Raw genomic sequence first — 15816 nt, forward strand, 5'->3', positions numbered from 1 at the left:
CTCAGGGGCACCGCTCTGCGACTTCCTCCCACACCACCGGCTCCCAGTACGCGTTGTCGCGCAGGCTCTGGGTGTCGAGCTTGTCGCGCAGCAGGCGTGCGCCGATGCGGTAGCTCATGTTCGGTTTGACGTCGACCACCAGTGGTTTGTACGCCTTGGCCATCTCAAAGCGCTTCATCTTGTTGATCTGGAACAGTTGCGCCGAGTTCAGACGATGCGTATCGATGAACTCACGCACCACCAGCACGTGCTGACCCACCGCCAGACGATGGCGGTTAGCCGGTTGCAGCGGCGTACTGCGTCCATCGATGGTGGTGATGTCGGCATGGAAGACGTCCCGACTTTTCGGGACGACGCCGCCGTGCGTGGTGACGAAGCCACAGGCGCCCTTCGCCTGGGTACCGATCTCGATGCGGTACGCGGGCACCGCCACCACGCCTGCGATCCCATTGAGTTTCAAAGCGGTGCCACCACGCAACACCTCCGCGGCGACGCGGCCCTCACCCCGCTGCATCGCCTGTTCCAACAGCGGCGCAGGCGGTGTCGCACCGTCCAGCCGCACACCATTCAAACCGACCAGCCTGTCGCCGACTTTCAGCCCTAGCCGTGCCGCAGGTCCGTCGGGCGTCAGCGCCAGCACGGGCAATCCGGCCCGCTGCGCAGAGCGCACGTCGATGACGGCACCCAATTCATAGCGGACCTGGGCGGGCTTCTGGATCACCTGCGGGCTGCCGGTGTCCTTGAGGTCGCCCCGCTCCGACATCTGCAGCAGGGCAGCGTCCAGTTCGCGCGTCGACTGTGCGACGGCGCTTGAAGCGATGCCGGCCGCGAAGGTCGCGGCGAGCAGCGTGCGCGTGAGCATGCGGGAGGTGTTCATTGCGGGGACCTCAGATTTCAAAAGGTTGGGGAACGACGTTCGTGCTTCCACTGCGCGCGATCGCCTGGCGTCGCTGCCACAGCTGCTGCAATTCCTGTTCGCTGGCGCCACGTTCATACGCGTGCTGCAGTTCGCGATCGACGATGCGCAGCGGCTCCTCGTGTAGCGGGGCGCGCGGACCGGCGGCGAAAGCATCGGGCGGCGGAGCGGGAGGCGAGACGATGCGCGTATAGACGAACGGTAGCGCGACCAAGGCCAGCACCGCCATGCCGCCCGCGATGAAGCGTCGGCGTCGCTCCCGCTGGCGCACGCGCGCCAGATGCAGGCGCGGCCACAACGAGGACGGCAATGCCGGTTCTGGGAGGGCAGCTAGGCGTGCCTGGATGGATTCAGGGGTCATGGGAAACATCTCCGTGGGGCTCGAGGCCTTCGCGCAACCGGGCGAGCGAACGCGACAACAGCGACTTGGACCAGCTGGCCGTGCGGCCGAAGCGACGGGCGAGGTCCTCGTGCGACCAGCCCTCCATTTCGTGTAGCCATACGACAGTACGGGCGAGCGGTGGCAATCGTCGCAACAAGGCTTCCGCGTCGGCGGCATCGGAGGCCGACAGCTGGGTCTCATCCACCAGGGCGGCGAGGTCGGCCTCCTTGCCGGCGGGGTGCTGTCGGCGCAATCGATCGATGGCCAGGTTGGCGGCCACGCGTTTCAGCCACGGCCGCAGCGGTGTGTCTTCGCGCAAACCCGACAGGAAGCCGAACATACGCAGGAAGGTCTCCTGCACGATGTCTTCCGATTCCGCAGCGTTGCCCGTCAGCCGTAGCGCCAACGCGTGCACCGCGCGCGCATGGTCGTGATACAGCGATTCGAACGCTGCCTGGTCGCCACGGCGCGCCTGCCGGAGCAACTGTGCTTCCGTGGCGGGGGCGTGGTCGGGAACGCGGGCATCCATACGGTCCACAGTACGTGCGAAGGACGCTTTCCGTCGCACCCATGGACGCTAAGGCGCGAGCTCCCGGTTCAGTTCCGCCAGCCGCTCCGGCGTACCGACATCGGTCCAGCGCCCCGACAGGCGCTCCCCCGTGATGCACCCATCCGCCATGCCGGCATGCAGCAATGGCAGGAGCGGGAACCGCGGCTTCCCGACGGCGGTCTCGCGAACCTGAGCTGACGCATGTGTTTGCCAGTCGTCGAGCAAGGCGGGGCGGTAGATGCCTAAGCCTGCATACGTGAGCCGGTGTTCGCCCTCGCGATGCAATGTACCCGCCGCATCCAGCGCGAAATCTCCACGCGGAGCGAAGACGGGCGGATCCACCAGCGCCAGGTGCGCCAGCCCGGCCGGTTCTCGTGGCAATCGAGCGAAGTCGAAATCGGTCCAGATGTCGCCATTGACGAGCAGGAACGGCGCTTCGCCCAGTAGCGGGCGCGCATTGAGCATGCCGCCACCGGTTTCCAAGGGCGTTTCGCCCTCGTAGAGGTAGTGGATGCGCAGACCCCAGCGCGTGCCATCGCCGAGCGTCTCGGGGAAGCGGTCGGCCAGCCAACTGGTGTTGACGACGACGTCTTGCACGCCGAGCGCCGCCAGCTTCTCCAAGTGCCAGACGATCAGCGGTTTGCCGCCGGCTTCGATCAACGGCTTGGGCGTGCGGTCGGTCAACGGTCGCATACGCTCGCCGAGCCCCGCCGCGAAGACCAGCGCCTTCATGCGATCTCCCCGCGGGCGTGCAGGACCGGCTTGATGCGGTCATCAAGCAATGTGCGCAGGCCCGTCAGCTCCGGATAGCGCGGCAGCACTTCGTCGAGATAGCGGATGAAACGCGGCACGTCGGGCAGATACCGGGTCTTGCCGTCGCGGTAGTGCAAGCGAGAGAAGATGCCGAGAATCTTCAGGTGCCGCTGGATGCCCATCCAGTCCGCGTCGCGCAAGAACACTTTCAGTTCCGGCACCGGCAGGCCCGCACGGGTGGCACGCGCGTGATAACGAGCCAACCATCCATCCACGCGCTCCAGCGGCCAGCTGAGGAACGCATCCTTGAACAGGCTCATCGCGTCGTATGCGACCGGTCCGCGCACGCAGTCCTGGAAATCCAACACCGCCGGTCCGGGTGCCACCGGCATCAGGTTGCGCGGCATGAAGTCGCGATGGGTCAGCACGCGCGCCTGCGTCAACGCGTTGTCCATCAGGCGGCGTTGGGCCAGTTCCAGTCCTTCGGCTTCGCCGCAACCCAGCGTCAGCCCCAGGTGGCGACGCAGGAACCATTCGTCGAACAAGCCCGCGTCGCGCTGCAACAGTGCTTCCCCGAACTCGCCCATGCCCTCCGGCGGGGTGATCGCCTGCAGGCGCAGCAGTTGTTCGAGGGCGGCATCGAACCAAGTGTCGGCGTTATCGTCGCTGATGACGTGCGCGAGCGTCGGGCCACCCAGGTCTTCCAGCAGAAGAAAACCGTGCTCGATGTCGATGGCCTGCACCTCGGGCACGCGCACGCCGCCACTCGCCAGCAGTTCGCGCATGGCCAACCAGGGGCGAACGTCCTCCAGGCCGGGAGGCGAATCCATCACGATGCGCCCGGGGCCATCGCCGAGGCTGCGCCAGTAGCTGCGGAAGCCGGCATCCATCGATGCGCGCTCGAGCTGCGCGTAAGGGTCGCCGAGCGCTCCGCGCGCCCAGTCCAGGCGCTGGGCGCCGCGCCCGGAAGGGTCCTGAATCGTAGGGTTCATGCGGTTGCGGTCGGGCACAGGCGATAAAGGGCTACAGGGTAAACTGGCGCCCTACCGACTTGCGAGGCTGGCATGGCCAAACTCCAACCTGTGTTGCTTTCCGGCGGCTCTGGCACGCGCCTGTGGCCGCTGTCGCGCGAGGCCTACCCCAAGCAATTCCTGCCGCTGGCCAGCGACGACACCATGGTGCAGGCCACTTGGCGGCGCGCCGAAGCGCTGGCCGACCTTGCGCCGATCGTGGTCGCCAACGAGGAACACCGTTTCCTCGTCGCTGAGCAGCTGCGCCAGGTGGGCGCACCGGTGCCGGCGATCCTGCTGGAGCCGGTCGGCCGCAACACTGCGCCCGCGATCGCTGCAGCAGCCCTGCAAGCGATGGCCGGCGGCGCCGATCCCTTGCTGCTGGTACTGCCGTCCGACCACGTTGTCCGCGACGTCGCCGGCTTCCAGCGCGCCGTGCGCGAGGCATCGGCGGCGGCGGATGCGGGCGCGCTGGTGACCTTCGGCATCGTGCCCGATGCACCGGAGACAGGGTTCGGCTACATCCAGGCCGAAACCGGCGACGGATTGCGCAAGGTTGCCCGCTTCGTCGAGAAGCCCGATGGCGCCACCGCCCAGTCCTATCTGGACGCGGGTGGCTACTACTGGAACAGCGGCATGTTCCTGTTCCGCGCCAGCCGGTACATCGAAGAGCTTGCGCGTTTCCGTCCCGACATCGTCGAAGCGGTGCGCGCGGCGCATGCGGGGGCTCGCCACGATGGCGATTTCGTGCGTCTGCAAAAGGAGGCCTTCGCCGCCTGTCCGTCCGACTCGATCGACTACGCGGTCTTCGAGAAGACCGATCACGCGATGGTTCTGCCGGTCGACATCGGCTGGAACGATGTAGGCAGCTGGTCTGCGTTGTGGGATGTCGCTGAGCGCGATGCCGACGGCAACGCGCACCATGGCGACGTCATCGCCGTGGACAGCCGCAACAGTTACGCCTACTCGCAGCGCCTGGTCGCACTGGTCGGCGTGGACGACATCGTGGTGGTCGAAACCGACGATGCGGTCCTCGTCGCGCGCAAGGACCGCGTGCAGGAGGTCAAGCAGGTTGTCGCGCAGCTGAAGAAGGAGCAGCGCAGCCAGGCCATCCTGCACCGCGAAGTGCACCGTCCGTGGGGCAGCTACGATTCCGTCGACAACGGCGGGCGCCACCAGGTGAAACGCATCAAGGTCAAGCCGGGAGCTTCGCTCAGCCTGCAGATGCACCACCACCGTGCCGAGCACTGGATCGTGGTCAGCGGGACCGCGCGGGTGACGCGTGGCGACGAAGTGCTGCTGCTGTCGGAAAACGAAAGTACGTATATCCCTCTCGGCGTGAAGCACCGCCTGGAGAACCCGGGCAAGGTGCCGCTTGAACTGATCGAAGTACAGTCCGGCAGCTACCTGGGCGAGGACGATATCGTGCGGTTCGAGGACGTGTACGGCCGCAGCCAGTGATCGTTCTGCCGGCTGAGTTCGATGCAAAGAAAAAGGCCCCGCGGATGCGGGGCCTTTTTTGTCTGCGGATCACTTCTTCTTGCGGACGAAGCCGTAGATCACCAGCAGGAGGATCGCTCCTATCACCGAGGCGATGAAGCCGGTCGGTTCGCCCGGGCTGTACCAGCCCAGTGCGCCGCCGATGAAGCGGGCCAACAGTGCACCCAGTATGCCGAGCACGATGGTCATGAAGAAGCCAAGCTTGTCGTCGCCGGGTTTCAGCGCACGTGCGAGCAGGCCAGCGAGAAAGCCGATGAGCAGGGTCCAGAGAATACCGCCACCAAAAATCTGTTCCATCGAATCGCTCCGGTTGGGAAGGTGTGGGGCGATGCGAGCCTAGCAGGCCTCAGTGTGGTGGGCTATCCCCGCGCATTGTGGATACAAAAAACGCCGGGTTCCCCCGGCGTTTCTACTGCCTCAATCTGTCAGCCGATCAGCAGCAGCCGTGGTCGCCGTGTTGCTCGCCGCCGGCCACGGCCGCCACGCCCGTCGTTTCGCCGCGCACGCTGGCGGCATGATGTTCGGCGACCACACGCGCTACGCAGGCGGTGACCTTCTTGCCCATCGGGATGTGCAGGAATTCGTTCGGGCCATGCGCGTTGGAGTGCGGGCCGAGCACGCCGGTGATCATGAACTGCGCGCCGGGGAACTTCTCGCCCAACATGCCCATGAAGGGAATCGTGCCGCCTTCGCCCATGTACATCGCGGGCTTGCCGAAGAACTCGCGGCTCGAGGCGTCGATAGCGTTCTCGAGCCATGGCGACATCGCCGGCGCATTCCAGCCGGTGCTGGCCTTCTCCAGTTCCAGGCTGACCTGCGCACCGTTGGGCGGATCCTTTTCCAGCAGCTCCTTCAGCAGCTGGCCGGCCTGCTTGCCTTCGAGGGTCGGCGGTAGGCGCAGCGACAGCTTCACCGATGTGTAAGGGCGCAGCACGTTGCCCGCTGAGGACAACGGCGGCATGCCGTCGACGCCGGTGACGGACAGGGCAGGGCGCCACGTGCGGTTTAGCACCAGTTCGGCGAGATCTTTCGCCATCGGCGTCATGCCGGGCAGAAACGGAAACTTGTCGAACACCGCCGTATCCAGCACACGCGCGGCTTCCTGCGCCTGCGCCTGGCGGTCTGCGGGAATCTCGACGCGGAGGCCATCGGGCAGGATGCGGCCGGTCTGCTCATCTTCCAGCCGCGACAGCAACTGGCGGAGCAGACGGAAGCTGGAAGGCACGACGCCGGAGGCATCGCCCGAGTGGACGCCTTCCTCCAGCACCTTGACCGTGAAGTTGCCGCCGGCCAGGCCACGCAGCGAGGTCGTGCACCACAATTGCTCGTAGTTGCCGCAACCCGAATCCAGGCAGACCACCAGTGAGGGCTTGCCGATGCGGTCGGCGAGGTGGTCAACGTAGGCAGGGAGGTCGTAGCTGCCGGATTCCTCGCAGGCTTCGATCAGCACCACGCAGCGCGCGTGCGGCACGCCCTGCTGTTGCAGCGCCTGGATGGCGGCCAGCGAACCGAAGATCGCATAGCCGTCATCGGCACCGCCGCGGCCATACAGTTTGTCGCCCTTGATGACCGGCACCCAAGGTCCCAAGTCGTCGTCCCAGCCGGTCATCTCCGGCTGCTTGTCCAGGTGACCGTACAGCAACACCGTGTCGGCGCCCGTTTCCGGGCCAGTGGCCGGAATCTCGATGAAGATCAGTGGGGTACGACCTTCCAGCCGGACCACCTCCACCTGCATGCCGGGCACTGACTGGGCCCTGGCCCAGCGCTCCATCAGTTGCACCGCCTGCTCCATGTAGCCATTGGCCACCCAATCCTTGTCGAACATTGGCGACTTGTTCGGGATCCGGATGTATTCGACCAACTGCGGGACGATCTCGTCATCCCATTTCTCGGCAACGTAGCGGTCGACTTTGGCGGTATCCATGGCAACTCCGGGCACTGAATGCGGTGACCGCCCATTCTACGCCCCCGGCGGGTAGGACTTTTCCTACATGGCGGCGGGGGGTTTACGGGCAGACCCGCGCGCGTCGGGGCGATACCTTGGCTGCCGTGGGCGCTGGAGACTTTCCACACCGTCGCAAGCGACGGGAACATGGCGGATACGGCGACGCATCCGTCATCCATGGAGAGTCCAACGTCACAAGGAGAGTCGTCATGAAGTCGTTCATCCAGTTTGCCAAGGCCATCGCGCTGTCGTTGCTGTTGGTCGTGCCGGCGCTGGCGGCGGAGAAGGTCAATATCAATACGGCCGACGCCGCCGCGCTGGACCGGGTGCTGGTTGGCGTGGGGCCGTCCAAGGCTGCCGCGATCGTGGAGTACCGCAAGACCAATGGTCCGTTCAAGAGCGCTGAAGAGTTGGCCATGGTGAAGGGCATCGGCCTGAGTCTGGTAGAGCAGAACCGGGAGCGGATCGAACTGCGCAGTGGCGCGGCGCAAGCCAAGCCTGCCGCCGCGAGCGCAGCCAAGCCGAAGCCGGTGGCCAGGCGCTGATCAATTCCCGCGCGAGGCAGCTCCACAGGACGTGGACACCTTGCGCAGGGGCAGGATGCCGGGGGGAAACAGGCAGGATGCCGACAAGGACGTACCTTTCGCGCGATGGAAGCGCAAGGGCCAGGCGGGAGCCTGGCGTCAGGCAGGAGCCGACACGGAGGTAAACATCGCCCGGGCACGCGAAGCGCGTCCGGGCGATGTGCTTTTCGGGCGTATGCGTGGGCATGGGCGACGATTCCGATAGCGCTAGAATCGCACTTCGGCTTCGGGGGTCCCATGTTCGAGAGATCGCACGTCATTCCAGCGAATGAGTATCGGCGCGAGCGCTGGAAGAACGGCCTGGGATGGACGCGCGAGATTGTGCGGGTTCCCGATGACAATGCTTGGAACTGGCGGCTGTCGATCGCGGAGATCGAGCGTGATGCGGCGTTCTCATCGTTCCCTGGCATCGATCGGGAACTGGTATTGCTGCGCGGAAACGGACTTCGTTTGCGTTTCGAGGATGGCCGATGCGTTGAGCTGTTACCCCCGCACGAGCGAAGCCGTTTCCGTGGCGAAGAGGGAGTAATGGGTGAGCTCGTCGACGGAATCACCCATGATTTCAACCTGATGTGGCGGCGCGATACGGTGCATGCGGAATTGTTCCACCGCCCACTGGTCGGGCCCATGCTGTTCTTTGCCGAGCCTGGCGTTACCTGGGCTATTCATCTGCTCGCCGGGCAGGCCGAGTTCGACGTGGTGGACGATCTGCCCGCGCTATGGAGCGGGGACACCGCGCTGCTCGTCTCTCCTGAGGGCCGCAAGCGTTACGCACTGCATGGCGGGGGTGAGTTGCTCGCCATTCGCATCCAAACACTCGCGCCGGGCGATATTTCGCCTTGATGGCGGGTCAGTAGACGTCGCGACGATAACGGCTCGCGGCCAGCAGGTCTTCCACCTGCGCGTCGCCCAACACATCGCGCAACACCTGGTCAACGCCGGGCGCCATGCCCTCCAGGCTGCCGCAGACATAGAGTGCTGCGCCGGCACCGATCCATTCGCGCAGCGTCTCGGCGTGCGCTCGCAGTGCGTGCTGTACATAGCGATGCGGGTCGCCATCTCGGGAGAACACAAGGTCCAGCCGCTCCAGATGTCCACCCGCGTGCCAGTGTTCGAGTTCGTCGCGATGGAAATAGTCGTGCGCCCGTTGCCGCTCGCCGAACAACAACCAGTTGCGATGAGCGCCCGCGTGCGCGCGCGCGCGCAGATGCGCGCGCAGTCCCGCCAGTCCGGTACCGTTGCCGATCAGGATCATCGGTACGGTTGCGGAAGGTGCGTGGAAGTTGGGGTTGCGGCGGATACGCAACGCGATGCCATCGCCGAGCGCCGCGTGTCGGCAAAGCCAACCGCTTCCCAAACCGGGCGAGCCGTCATCGCGCGTCATCAGGCGTACGAGCAGCTGCAGCGTACCGTCCGTTGGGATCGAGGCGATCGAGTACTCACGGTGCGGCAAGGGCAGCGCGGCATCCGCCAATGATTGCGGGGTGGTGTCAGGTGAAATGAGTTGCGCCGACGGCCATTGGCTGCGCGCGATCACGTCCGCCAGAGTGAAGGTCTCGCCTTGCCAGCTCACCCGGGCTTCGGAAGCAAGGCCCCGCGATGCGAGGAAAACGTCGACGTCCGCGCGGGCATGCCGTGGACCGATCTCGACAATGTCGCCCGCCACCCAGTCCAGCGTCGTTCCCGTGGGAGGTGCAAGGGCGAGATGGAAGGCGCTACCGCCGACGCTGCCAGGATTGAGTTCCAGGCGTTCGACCAGCGTCCACGTTGAGTATCGAGGTGCATCCCAGTCGGGCAGGTCGGTGCCGCCGCTGATCTGTCCCAGATGATGCTGCCAATGGCGGAGCGCGCCGTCGTCGGCATTGTCGACTTCGACGAGATCGAACAGGGGTTGCGCCGCGTGCCGACGCAGCCAGTCGTCGAGTTGATGGCCGAAGGCGCAGAAGTGCTGGTATTCCCGGTCGCCCAACGCCAGAACGGCGTAACGCAAGTTGGCCAGCGTGGCGGATTTCCCCATCACAGAGCGCACGAAACCCAATGCCGGGTCCGGCGGATCGCCTTCACCTGTCGTGCTGACGACGAACAACGCCTGCCTGATGGCGGCCAATCGATCGCTATCCAGGTGTTCCAGCGCCGCGCGCTGCACCGGCATGCCCGCCGCGCGGAGCGAGGCCGCTGTCAAGTCTGCCAGCTCGAGAGCGAAGCCGGTCTGGCTGGCATGCACGACCCATGTCGCGTCATGCGGCACGGTGCCGCCGGGTGACGTCGCGCGATCCCGCCGATGTGCAAACCACAACCATCCTGCCGTCAGCCCGATATAGGCGAGCAGTGCCACACCCGCCGCAGCCCACCGGCCCATCGCGGGCGTCGCCACCCACCAATCGCCGCCTTGCCATGACGCCATGAATCCGCCTGCGGCAGCGAGCGCCAGCATGGCCAAGCCATTGCCGGCGCGTGCGCGGAGACCGGACCCTGAAGTCGACGGACTCATGCGTCGAGATGCCGTTCGAAGGCGGGCGTTACGCGCTCCAGCAAACCATCAGGGGTTCGTTCGAGGAAACGTGCGGCAAGGCCGAGTGCCGAAGCGTGGGCCAAGCCTGCATCGGTGCCCATCACGGTCAGCGCCGTTGCCCAGGCATCGGCGTGCATCGCCGTCTCCGCGACGACCGTGACGGCCGCCGCGACATCGTGGACGGGCGCACCGGTGCGCGGGTCGATGGTGTGCGAGTAACGGGTACCGTCACGCTCATACGCATGCCAACGATCGCCCGACGTCGCGACCGCTACTCCGTCCAGAACCAGCACGCGGGGCTCCAATCCCTCGTTGTCGGCTTCTTCGTCGGGAGAGGACTCGACCAACACCCGCCACGGCTGTCCATCGGCCTTGCGGCCGTAACCGTAGAGTTCGCCGCCGACTTCGACGAGGGCGCTTTCGATGCCGCGTTGGCGCAGCAGCGAAGCCACCAGGTCCACGCCATAGCCCTTGGCGATAGCCGAGAGGTCGAGGGTGATGCCGCCGCGCTGGAGCACGCGACCGGCCGCTTGATCGAACGACAGTTGCTTCCAACCGACACTCCTCCGTGCATGCGCAAGCGCAGCATCGGACGGGCGCACGCGGGCACCGGCGTGCGCGCCGAAACCCCACGCGGCGACAAGCGGCGACACGGAGGGGTCGAAAGCGCCATTGCTACGCGCGGCGACGTCCAGCGCGGCGGTGAGCACGTTGGCAAAGTCTTCGGGCAACGGGAACCACGTACCGGCATCCGCACGATTGAAGCGGCTGATATCGGAATCCGGCTCCCAGGTGCTCATCTGCGCCACTACGCGATCCAGCTGCGATTGCGCGGCATCATGCAGGGCATGTAGATCCCAGCGAGCAGACGTGTGGAAGCGCACGGACCAGGTCGTGCCCATCGTCTGCCCATGCAGGGCCTGCGTGAGCACGTTCGGTGCAGGAGGAGCGGGGAGAGTCGCGTTCATGCAGAAACGCCGCCGGATCGTATCCGGCGGCGCGGTGCGGATTACTGCGGCAGCACTTCCAGCGTGGCCACGTAGCTCAGGCGACGCTGCTTGGCCTGCGGGATCGTGGTCTTGGTGTCTTCCGTGCCGGTTTCCAGCCAATACATGCCGGCTTCCGGCCAGGTAACGCTGAATTCACCGTTGGCGTCGGTGGTGACCTTGATCTCTTCCTGCGCATTGCGATAACGGGTGCCACCGCGGGTGATCTCGAATTCGAGCCCGGCGGCGGGTTTGCCATCGACCAGCATCTTGAACTTCGCCGCTTCACCGGCGAACAGATCGTTGGGGTGCGTCACCGGAATCAATTCGAGACCTTCACCCGTCGCCTTCAGCGCGGTGTCGTTCGGCGAGCCGTTGGTCACGAAGGTTTCGATGCGACCCAGCGACTGCGAGACCTGCAGGTTCTTCGCGTCCTTCGGCACCTTGGTGGCGAGGTCTTCGGGCTTTGCGCCGCGCAGGCCGGCCGGCTTGCCGTCCGCGCCTTCCCAACGGACCATCAGGCCCTTGTTGATGGTCGCTATGCGGTAGGTGCCCTGCTGCTTCAGTTCGACATCGAACACGGTGCGGTATTTGCCGGTGGCGAGGTTTTGCGCCTCCGCCGTGCTGCCGTCCGGCGCAGTGATGACCAGGCCTTCGGTGCGCAGCGGCACATGGTTGAAATAGAACAGGTCGTTGGACACGGCAGCGTCCACCGTGATCCACGGGTTGGTGCCGGCGATGACCGTCTGCGACGGCATCATCCAGGCCTTGTGCGCCAGGGCGCTGGCGGGAATGACGGAGGCCAGGGCGATGGCCACGGCGAGGGAACGCTTCATCGGAATCTCCAGCTGCGTACGTGGAAGGGAATCAGGGCTTGACGGTCAGCGTGACGGCACCGAGCTCGGTGGTGCCCTGCGCCTTGCCGGTCTGCGGCGGTTTCTTGCCCGGCCAGCTGAAGGGGATCTTCAGCAGCTCGCGGCCGCCGACTTCGCGCGCGGCTTCGACGACGAGCGTGTATTCGCCCGGCGCCAGCTTGGCGAGTTCGGGCTGCTTATCGGTGAAGCTCAGCGCATGCTTGCCCACCGGCTTGGTCGGACCCGTCACGCCATCCACCGGCACCTTCAACGTGCGGCCGGACTTGCGCCACCACTGGCGCATGTCGGGCAGCCACTTCGTGCCATGGCCTTCGGCGGTATCGCGTTGCTGGTACCAGACCGACAGATTGGCGGCGACCTTCTGGTCCGCCCCCTCGACCCAGATCGCCACGTAAGGACGGTGGTACTCGGCGACATTGAGTTTGGGAACTTCAACGCTGATGTCCAGGGTGGCGGCATACGCCGGGGTGGCCAGCAGGCCGCTGAGCGCGATGGTCAGCGTGGTGTGGACGGCGATCTTCGACATGCGGTCACTCGTGGGTTCGTGGAAGGGGTCAATGGATGAAGAGCAGGGTGATCAGCAGCGGTACCAGCAGCCCCAGGCCGACCATCGGCCAGGTCATGCGGCGCTGGCGCCCGTGCAGGTAGAGCAGAAACAACCCGGTGATGCAGAACACCAGGCAGGCGACCGCGAAGATGTCCAGGAACCAGCTCCATGCGGTGCCGGCATTGCGGCCCTTGTGCAGGTCATTGAAGTAGGAGATCCAGCCGCGGTTGGTACGCTCGAACTCCACGGCGCCGGTTTCGCGATCGATGCTCAGCCAGGCATCGGTACCCGGGCCGGGCATCGAGAGATAGACCTCGACATCGGACCATTCCGCCTGCCGTGCGCCGACGGCGATCGACAGCTCGTCTTCCAGCCAGCCCGCGACGGGCGGTGGAAGCGGCGCATTGCCTTCCTGCCGGTCGCCCAGGCCCGCGAGCACCGTCGCCGGCAGCGTGGCCGTGCGGTTGCTGACCTCGGGCTTGGCCTCGATCCGCGCCGCGTGGTTGAGCGTGATGCCGGTGATCGTGAACAGCAGCATCCCCACCAGACAGACCGCCGAGCTGATCCAGTGCCACTGGTGCAGCGTGCGCAGCCAGAAGCCGCGGCGTTGCTGTTGCAGGGCAGGAGAGGCGGTTGGGGACAAACAGGGTCTCGATAGCGTGGAAGCAGGACGGCCATTACATCACAGATGAGAATGGCTCTCAATTGAAGGGCGTTCCCCTCCCGGCCCGGAGGGGAACGCACCGAGACGTCAGAAGTTGACGTTGAAGCTCAACCAGACGCTGCGTGCCTTGTCCTTGTTGTTGTAGTCGTCCTGGGCCGAAAGCGTGTAGGTACCGTCGTTGTTGTCGACGAACGAGTACTCGTAGCTGGTGAAGTCGCGGTCGAGCAGATTGTTGATGCGGGCATTGATCGTGAGCCAGTCGGTGGCCTTGTACGCGGCGCCCAGGTGGAACACTTCATAGTCCTTCCAGTACTGCGGGGCGCCAGTGACAGCGTCCACGCCGCGATAGCGCTTGGAGCGGACTTCCGCACTCAGGAACAGGTTGAACCTGTCGGTGGTCTGCCAATCGAGCGTGGCGTTGGCCATGTGCTTGGCGCTGTTGCCCAGCGGAAGGCCGCGCGACGGACCACTCTTCTGCTCGCTGTCCGTGTAGGTGTAATTGGCACGGAACCCGAACCGCTCGCTGATCTGCCAGCGCCCGGCCAGCTCGGCGCCCTGGACCACGGCCTCGTCGATGTTCACCGGCACGCTGCCGCTGACATAGCCGAGGTCGGCGTACTCGCCGGTGGGGCAGGCCAAGGCCAGTCCCACACCACAGCTCTCGGTGGAGAGCTTGTCGTCGAATTCGTTGCGGAACACGGTCGCGTTGAAGCCATGCCCATCCGGGTGCTGCCAATACAGGGCCAGTTCCGTACTGGTGCTGGTTTCCGGCTGCAGGTCGGGGTTGCCGAACAACGGCGTGGTGCCTTGGCCGCCAAAGCCGATGATGCCGTCGTACAACTGGGTGGTTTTCGGCGTCTTGAAGCCCGTGCTGATGCCGCCCTTGACCGTCCACTGGTCGCTTACGGTGTACACACCATACAGGCGCGGGCTGAGTTGATCGCCGAATACTTCGTGGTCGTCGTAGCGCAGGCCGGCGGTGATCGCCAGCGGTTCGGTCACGCGCCAGGTGTCTTCAGCGAACACCGAGTACATGTTGTGCTCCTGCACCGCGCTCGGGGTACCGGCCTCCATGCCGAACACGCCGTCTTCCAATTCGCCGCGGATCACCTGCGTGCCCAGCACCAAGGTGTGGTCGCCACGCCACTGCCACGGCATGTCCACCTTGGCATCCAGCGTGTACTGGCGGCTCTCCAGAGTGCGCTTGGGCCGCGGCAGGAAGGTCGATTCCGCCAGCGCGCGCCGATCGGCCAGGCTCATGCCCGCGTAGGCGCCCGTGCCATCGATCATCGCCAGCAGCTGTTCGCGCTCGGCCACGGTGAAGGGCAGCGTACGGCCATCGTTGTTGGTGGCGATGTGCGCGAGCGAGACGAGGCTGTTGCCGAATGCCCACGTGCCCTCGTGCGTGAGCGACCAGCTTTCACGCGTGAATTCCTGGGTGGGGCCGTAGCCCACGCGCGGATTCGCACGCCGTCCCCAGGTGCCGCCATTGGCCGCGCAAGTACTGGCGTTCGTGCCGGCCGCGCCCAGGCAGGCGTTACCTGCGGACCAGATGCTGGCGATGCTGTCGACGGTGCCGACCGGATATTCCTCCGCGCCCGAGTCGTTGATCTTGGTGCTGTTGTCGTATTCCTGGCGTGAGGTGTCGTAGTCGAACGTCAGGGTCTGGTTGTCCGACAGCGTCCAATCCAGGCTGAAGCCACCGGCCTTGTTGGTGTTGTCCACCGTCTTGCCGCCGCTGCCGAAGCCCAGCGGCCGCGTGTGGGTGACACCCGCCGGATCGGTGACGGGGGCGTACACCGGATTCGACGCATCGCGCTCGTACCAACTGCCGCGCGCGCTGAAGTCCAGCACGCCACGGACGAGCGGACCCGTGACGTAGAAATCCACCGTCGTGTCGTCACCAAACTGGTCATCGGTCTCGAAGGTGCGGCCGATCGTGGCCGACGCGCTCCAGGTGTCCAGGTTCTTCTTGGTGATGACGTTGATCACGCCGCCCATCGCATCCGCACCGTAGAGCGTGGACATCGGCCCGCGGATCACTTCGATACGCTCGATCGCATCCAGCGGCGGGATGTGGTTGAACTGGTTGCCGGCGAAGTTGTTCGGGTAGATATCGCCATGGTTGTTCTGGCGCTTGCCGTTAACCAGGATCAGCGTGTAATCCGAGCCCATGCCGCGCATGGAAATCGTGCCCTGACCGGTCTTGTCGCGCGTTTCGCCCACGTCGACGCCTTCCAGGTCGCGCACGGCGTCTAACAGGCTCATGTAGGGGCGCTTGGCGAGTTCTTCGCGCGTGATCACGCTGATGCTCGCGGGCGCGTCGGTGATCTTCTGTTCGAAGCCGGAAGCCGTCACCACCACGGTATCAAGCGTGTTGGCACCGGAAGCATCCGGAGCGGTCTGGGCGACGGCCGGTGAGGCTGCGAGGGTCAGCAGGGCGAGGGCAAGGCGGTTGCGGCGCAGCGGCGCGCGCACGGACGTACGAGTGACGTTCATGGGGTCATTTGGATGGGATGAAAGAAAGAGGCAGCCATCGCGCGGATGCGCGGCTGTGTTGAGCGAAGTACAGCGACGGCCTCATGCGGGCCG

Annotated in this window: 16 protein-coding genes; 3 read left to right on the plus strand and 13 right to left on the minus strand. The window is 65.5% G+C overall.

Going from position 1 to position 15816, the window contains the following annotated elements; genetic code table 11:
• Position 1 precedes the first annotated feature (1 nt).
• The 5 genes from BM365_RS14815 to BM365_RS14835 are packed head-to-tail and all read right to left on the minus strand — an operon-like array spanning position 2 to position 3593.
• A complete protein-coding gene (locus BM365_RS14815) occupies positions 2–877 on the minus strand; it encodes a PDZ domain-containing protein (protein ID WP_093490278.1) in 876 nt (291 codons plus the stop codon).
• Between the two features lie 10 nt (positions 878–887).
• Positions 888–1277, minus strand: a complete 390-nt coding sequence (locus tag BM365_RS14820) for a hypothetical protein (protein ID WP_139227445.1) — start codon at positions 1275–1277, stop codon at positions 888–890.
• Positions 1267–1827, minus strand: a complete 561-nt coding sequence (locus tag BM365_RS14825; RefSeq protein WP_093490280.1) for an RNA polymerase sigma factor — start codon at positions 1825–1827, stop codon at positions 1267–1269. Before BM365_RS14825 ends, BM365_RS14820 begins: the two co-directional genes overlap by 11 nt.
• A gap of 48 nt (positions 1828–1875) precedes the next feature.
• A complete protein-coding gene (gene murU, locus BM365_RS14830) occupies positions 1876–2580 on the minus strand; it encodes an N-acetylmuramate alpha-1-phosphate uridylyltransferase MurU (protein ID WP_093490281.1) in 705 nt (234 codons plus the stop codon).
• Entirely contained in the window at positions 2577–3593 is a 1017-nt protein-coding gene (locus BM365_RS14835) for an aminoglycoside phosphotransferase family protein (RefSeq protein WP_093490816.1), read from the minus strand. Before BM365_RS14835 ends, murU begins: the two co-directional genes overlap by 4 nt.
• Before the next feature lie 72 nt (positions 3594–3665).
• Here BM365_RS14835 and BM365_RS14840 point away from each other — a divergent pair, with 72 nt between their 5' ends.
• Positions 3666–5072 carry a mannose-1-phosphate guanylyltransferase/mannose-6-phosphate isomerase gene (locus tag BM365_RS14840; protein ID WP_093490282.1) on the plus strand — a complete coding sequence of 469 codons (1407 nt, stop codon included), beginning with the start codon at positions 3666–3668 and terminating at the stop codon, positions 5070–5072.
• 69 nt (positions 5073–5141) lie between these two features.
• On the opposite strand, the gene BM365_RS14845 is transcribed toward BM365_RS14840, so the two are convergent.
• Complete coding sequence (locus tag BM365_RS14845; protein WP_093300722.1) at positions 5142–5408, minus strand: GlsB/YeaQ/YmgE family stress response membrane protein; 267 nt, start codon at positions 5406–5408, stop codon at positions 5142–5144.
• Between the two features lie 136 nt (positions 5409–5544).
• Positions 5545–7035 (minus strand): M20 family metallopeptidase, encoded by a 1491-nt coding sequence (locus BM365_RS14850; protein ID WP_093490283.1) that lies wholly within the window; start codon positions 7033–7035, stop codon positions 5545–5547.
• A 230-nt stretch (positions 7036–7265) separates the two neighbouring features.
• Between BM365_RS14850 and BM365_RS14855 the strand changes: the two genes are divergently transcribed.
• Both BM365_RS14855 and BM365_RS14860 read left to right on the plus strand, forming a co-directional pair.
• A complete protein-coding gene (locus BM365_RS14855; RefSeq protein WP_093490284.1) occupies positions 7266–7601 on the plus strand; it encodes a ComEA family DNA-binding protein in 336 nt (111 codons plus the stop codon).
• Between the two features lie 276 nt (positions 7602–7877).
• Positions 7878–8483, plus strand: coding sequence for a HutD/Ves family protein (locus tag BM365_RS14860; protein ID WP_093490285.1), 606 nt, complete (start codon positions 7878–7880; stop codon positions 8481–8483).
• 7 nt (positions 8484–8490) lie between these two features.
• Here BM365_RS14860 and BM365_RS14865 read toward each other — a convergent pair whose 3' ends face one another.
• The 6 genes from BM365_RS14865 to BM365_RS14890 all read right to left on the minus strand — a co-directional run bounded on the left by BM365_RS14865 (position 8491) and on the right by BM365_RS14890 (position 15723).
• On the minus strand, positions 8491–10074 hold the full coding sequence (locus BM365_RS14865) for a sulfite reductase subunit alpha (RefSeq protein ID WP_233210879.1): 1584 nt from the start codon (positions 10072–10074) through the stop codon (positions 8491–8493).
• 53 nt (positions 10075–10127) lie between these two features.
• Positions 10128–11120, minus strand: coding sequence for an FAD:protein FMN transferase (locus BM365_RS14870; protein WP_093490287.1), 993 nt, complete (start codon positions 11118–11120; stop codon positions 10128–10130).
• 41 nt (positions 11121–11161) lie between these two features.
• The gene (locus BM365_RS14875; RefSeq protein ID WP_093490288.1) at positions 11162–11974 is read right to left on the minus strand and encodes a DUF4198 domain-containing protein; all 813 of its coding nucleotides are present in this window, start codon (positions 11972–11974) and stop codon (positions 11162–11164) included.
• 31 nt (positions 11975–12005) lie between these two features.
• Complete coding sequence (locus BM365_RS14880) at positions 12006–12539, minus strand: DUF2271 domain-containing protein (RefSeq protein ID WP_093490289.1); 534 nt, start codon at positions 12537–12539, stop codon at positions 12006–12008.
• 28 nt (positions 12540–12567) lie between these two features.
• Positions 12568–13203, minus strand: a complete 636-nt coding sequence (locus BM365_RS14885) for a PepSY-associated TM helix domain-containing protein (RefSeq protein WP_093490290.1) — start codon at positions 13201–13203, stop codon at positions 12568–12570.
• Positions 13204–13311: 108 nt separating this feature from the next.
• Positions 13312–15723, minus strand: a complete 2412-nt coding sequence (locus BM365_RS14890; protein ID WP_093490291.1) for a TonB-dependent receptor domain-containing protein — start codon at positions 15721–15723, stop codon at positions 13312–13314.
• Positions 15724–15816: the final 93 nt, after the last annotated feature.

Source organism: Pseudoxanthomonas sp. YR558, from assembly GCF_900116385.1.
In the GTDB taxonomy this organism is placed as follows: domain Bacteria; phylum Pseudomonadota; class Gammaproteobacteria; order Xanthomonadales; family Xanthomonadaceae; genus Pseudoxanthomonas_A.

What these genes read in the sequence shown, in the direction of transcription:
- BM365_RS14815 (WP_093490278.1), bottom strand. Translation starts at nt 877, where the DNA reads ATGAACACCTCCCGCATGCTCACGCGCACGCTGCTCGCCGCGACCTTC.
- BM365_RS14820 (WP_139227445.1), bottom strand. Translation starts at nt 1,277, where the DNA reads ATGACCCCTGAATCCATCCAGGCACGCCTAGCTGCCCTCCCAGAACCG.
- BM365_RS14825 (WP_093490280.1), bottom strand. Translation starts at nt 1,827, where the DNA reads ATGGATGCCCGCGTTCCCGACCACGCCCCCGCCACGGAAGCACAGTTG.
- murU (WP_093490281.1), bottom strand. Translation starts at nt 2,580, where the DNA reads ATGAAGGCGCTGGTCTTCGCGGCGGGGCTCGGCGAGCGTATGCGACCG.
- BM365_RS14835 (WP_093490816.1), bottom strand. Translation starts at nt 3,593, where the DNA reads ATGAACCCTACGATTCAGGACCCTTCCGGGCGCGGCGCCCAGCGCCTG.
- BM365_RS14840 (WP_093490282.1), top strand. Translation starts at nt 3,666, where the DNA reads ATGGCCAAACTCCAACCTGTGTTGCTTTCCGGCGGCTCTGGCACGCGC.
- BM365_RS14845 (WP_093300722.1), bottom strand. Translation starts at nt 5,408, where the DNA reads ATGGAACAGATTTTTGGTGGCGGTATTCTCTGGACCCTGCTCATCGGC.
- BM365_RS14850 (WP_093490283.1), bottom strand. Translation starts at nt 7,035, where the DNA reads ATGGATACCGCCAAAGTCGACCGCTACGTTGCCGAGAAATGGGATGAC.
- BM365_RS14855 (WP_093490284.1), top strand. Translation starts at nt 7,266, where the DNA reads ATGAAGTCGTTCATCCAGTTTGCCAAGGCCATCGCGCTGTCGTTGCTG.
- BM365_RS14860 (WP_093490285.1), top strand. Translation starts at nt 7,878, where the DNA reads ATGTTCGAGAGATCGCACGTCATTCCAGCGAATGAGTATCGGCGCGAG.
- BM365_RS14865 (WP_233210879.1), bottom strand. Translation starts at nt 10,074, where the DNA reads ATGCTGGCGCTCGCTGCCGCAGGCGGATTCATGGCGTCATGGCAAGGC.
- BM365_RS14870 (WP_093490287.1), bottom strand. Translation starts at nt 11,120, where the DNA reads ATGAACGCGACTCTCCCCGCTCCTCCTGCACCGAACGTGCTCACGCAG.
- BM365_RS14875 (WP_093490288.1), bottom strand. Translation starts at nt 11,974, where the DNA reads ATGAAGCGTTCCCTCGCCGTGGCCATCGCCCTGGCCTCCGTCATTCCC.
- BM365_RS14880 (WP_093490289.1), bottom strand. Translation starts at nt 12,539, where the DNA reads ATGTCGAAGATCGCCGTCCACACCACGCTGACCATCGCGCTCAGCGGC.
- BM365_RS14890 (WP_093490291.1), bottom strand. Translation starts at nt 15,723, where the DNA reads ATGAACGTCACTCGTACGTCCGTGCGCGCGCCGCTGCGCCGCAACCGC.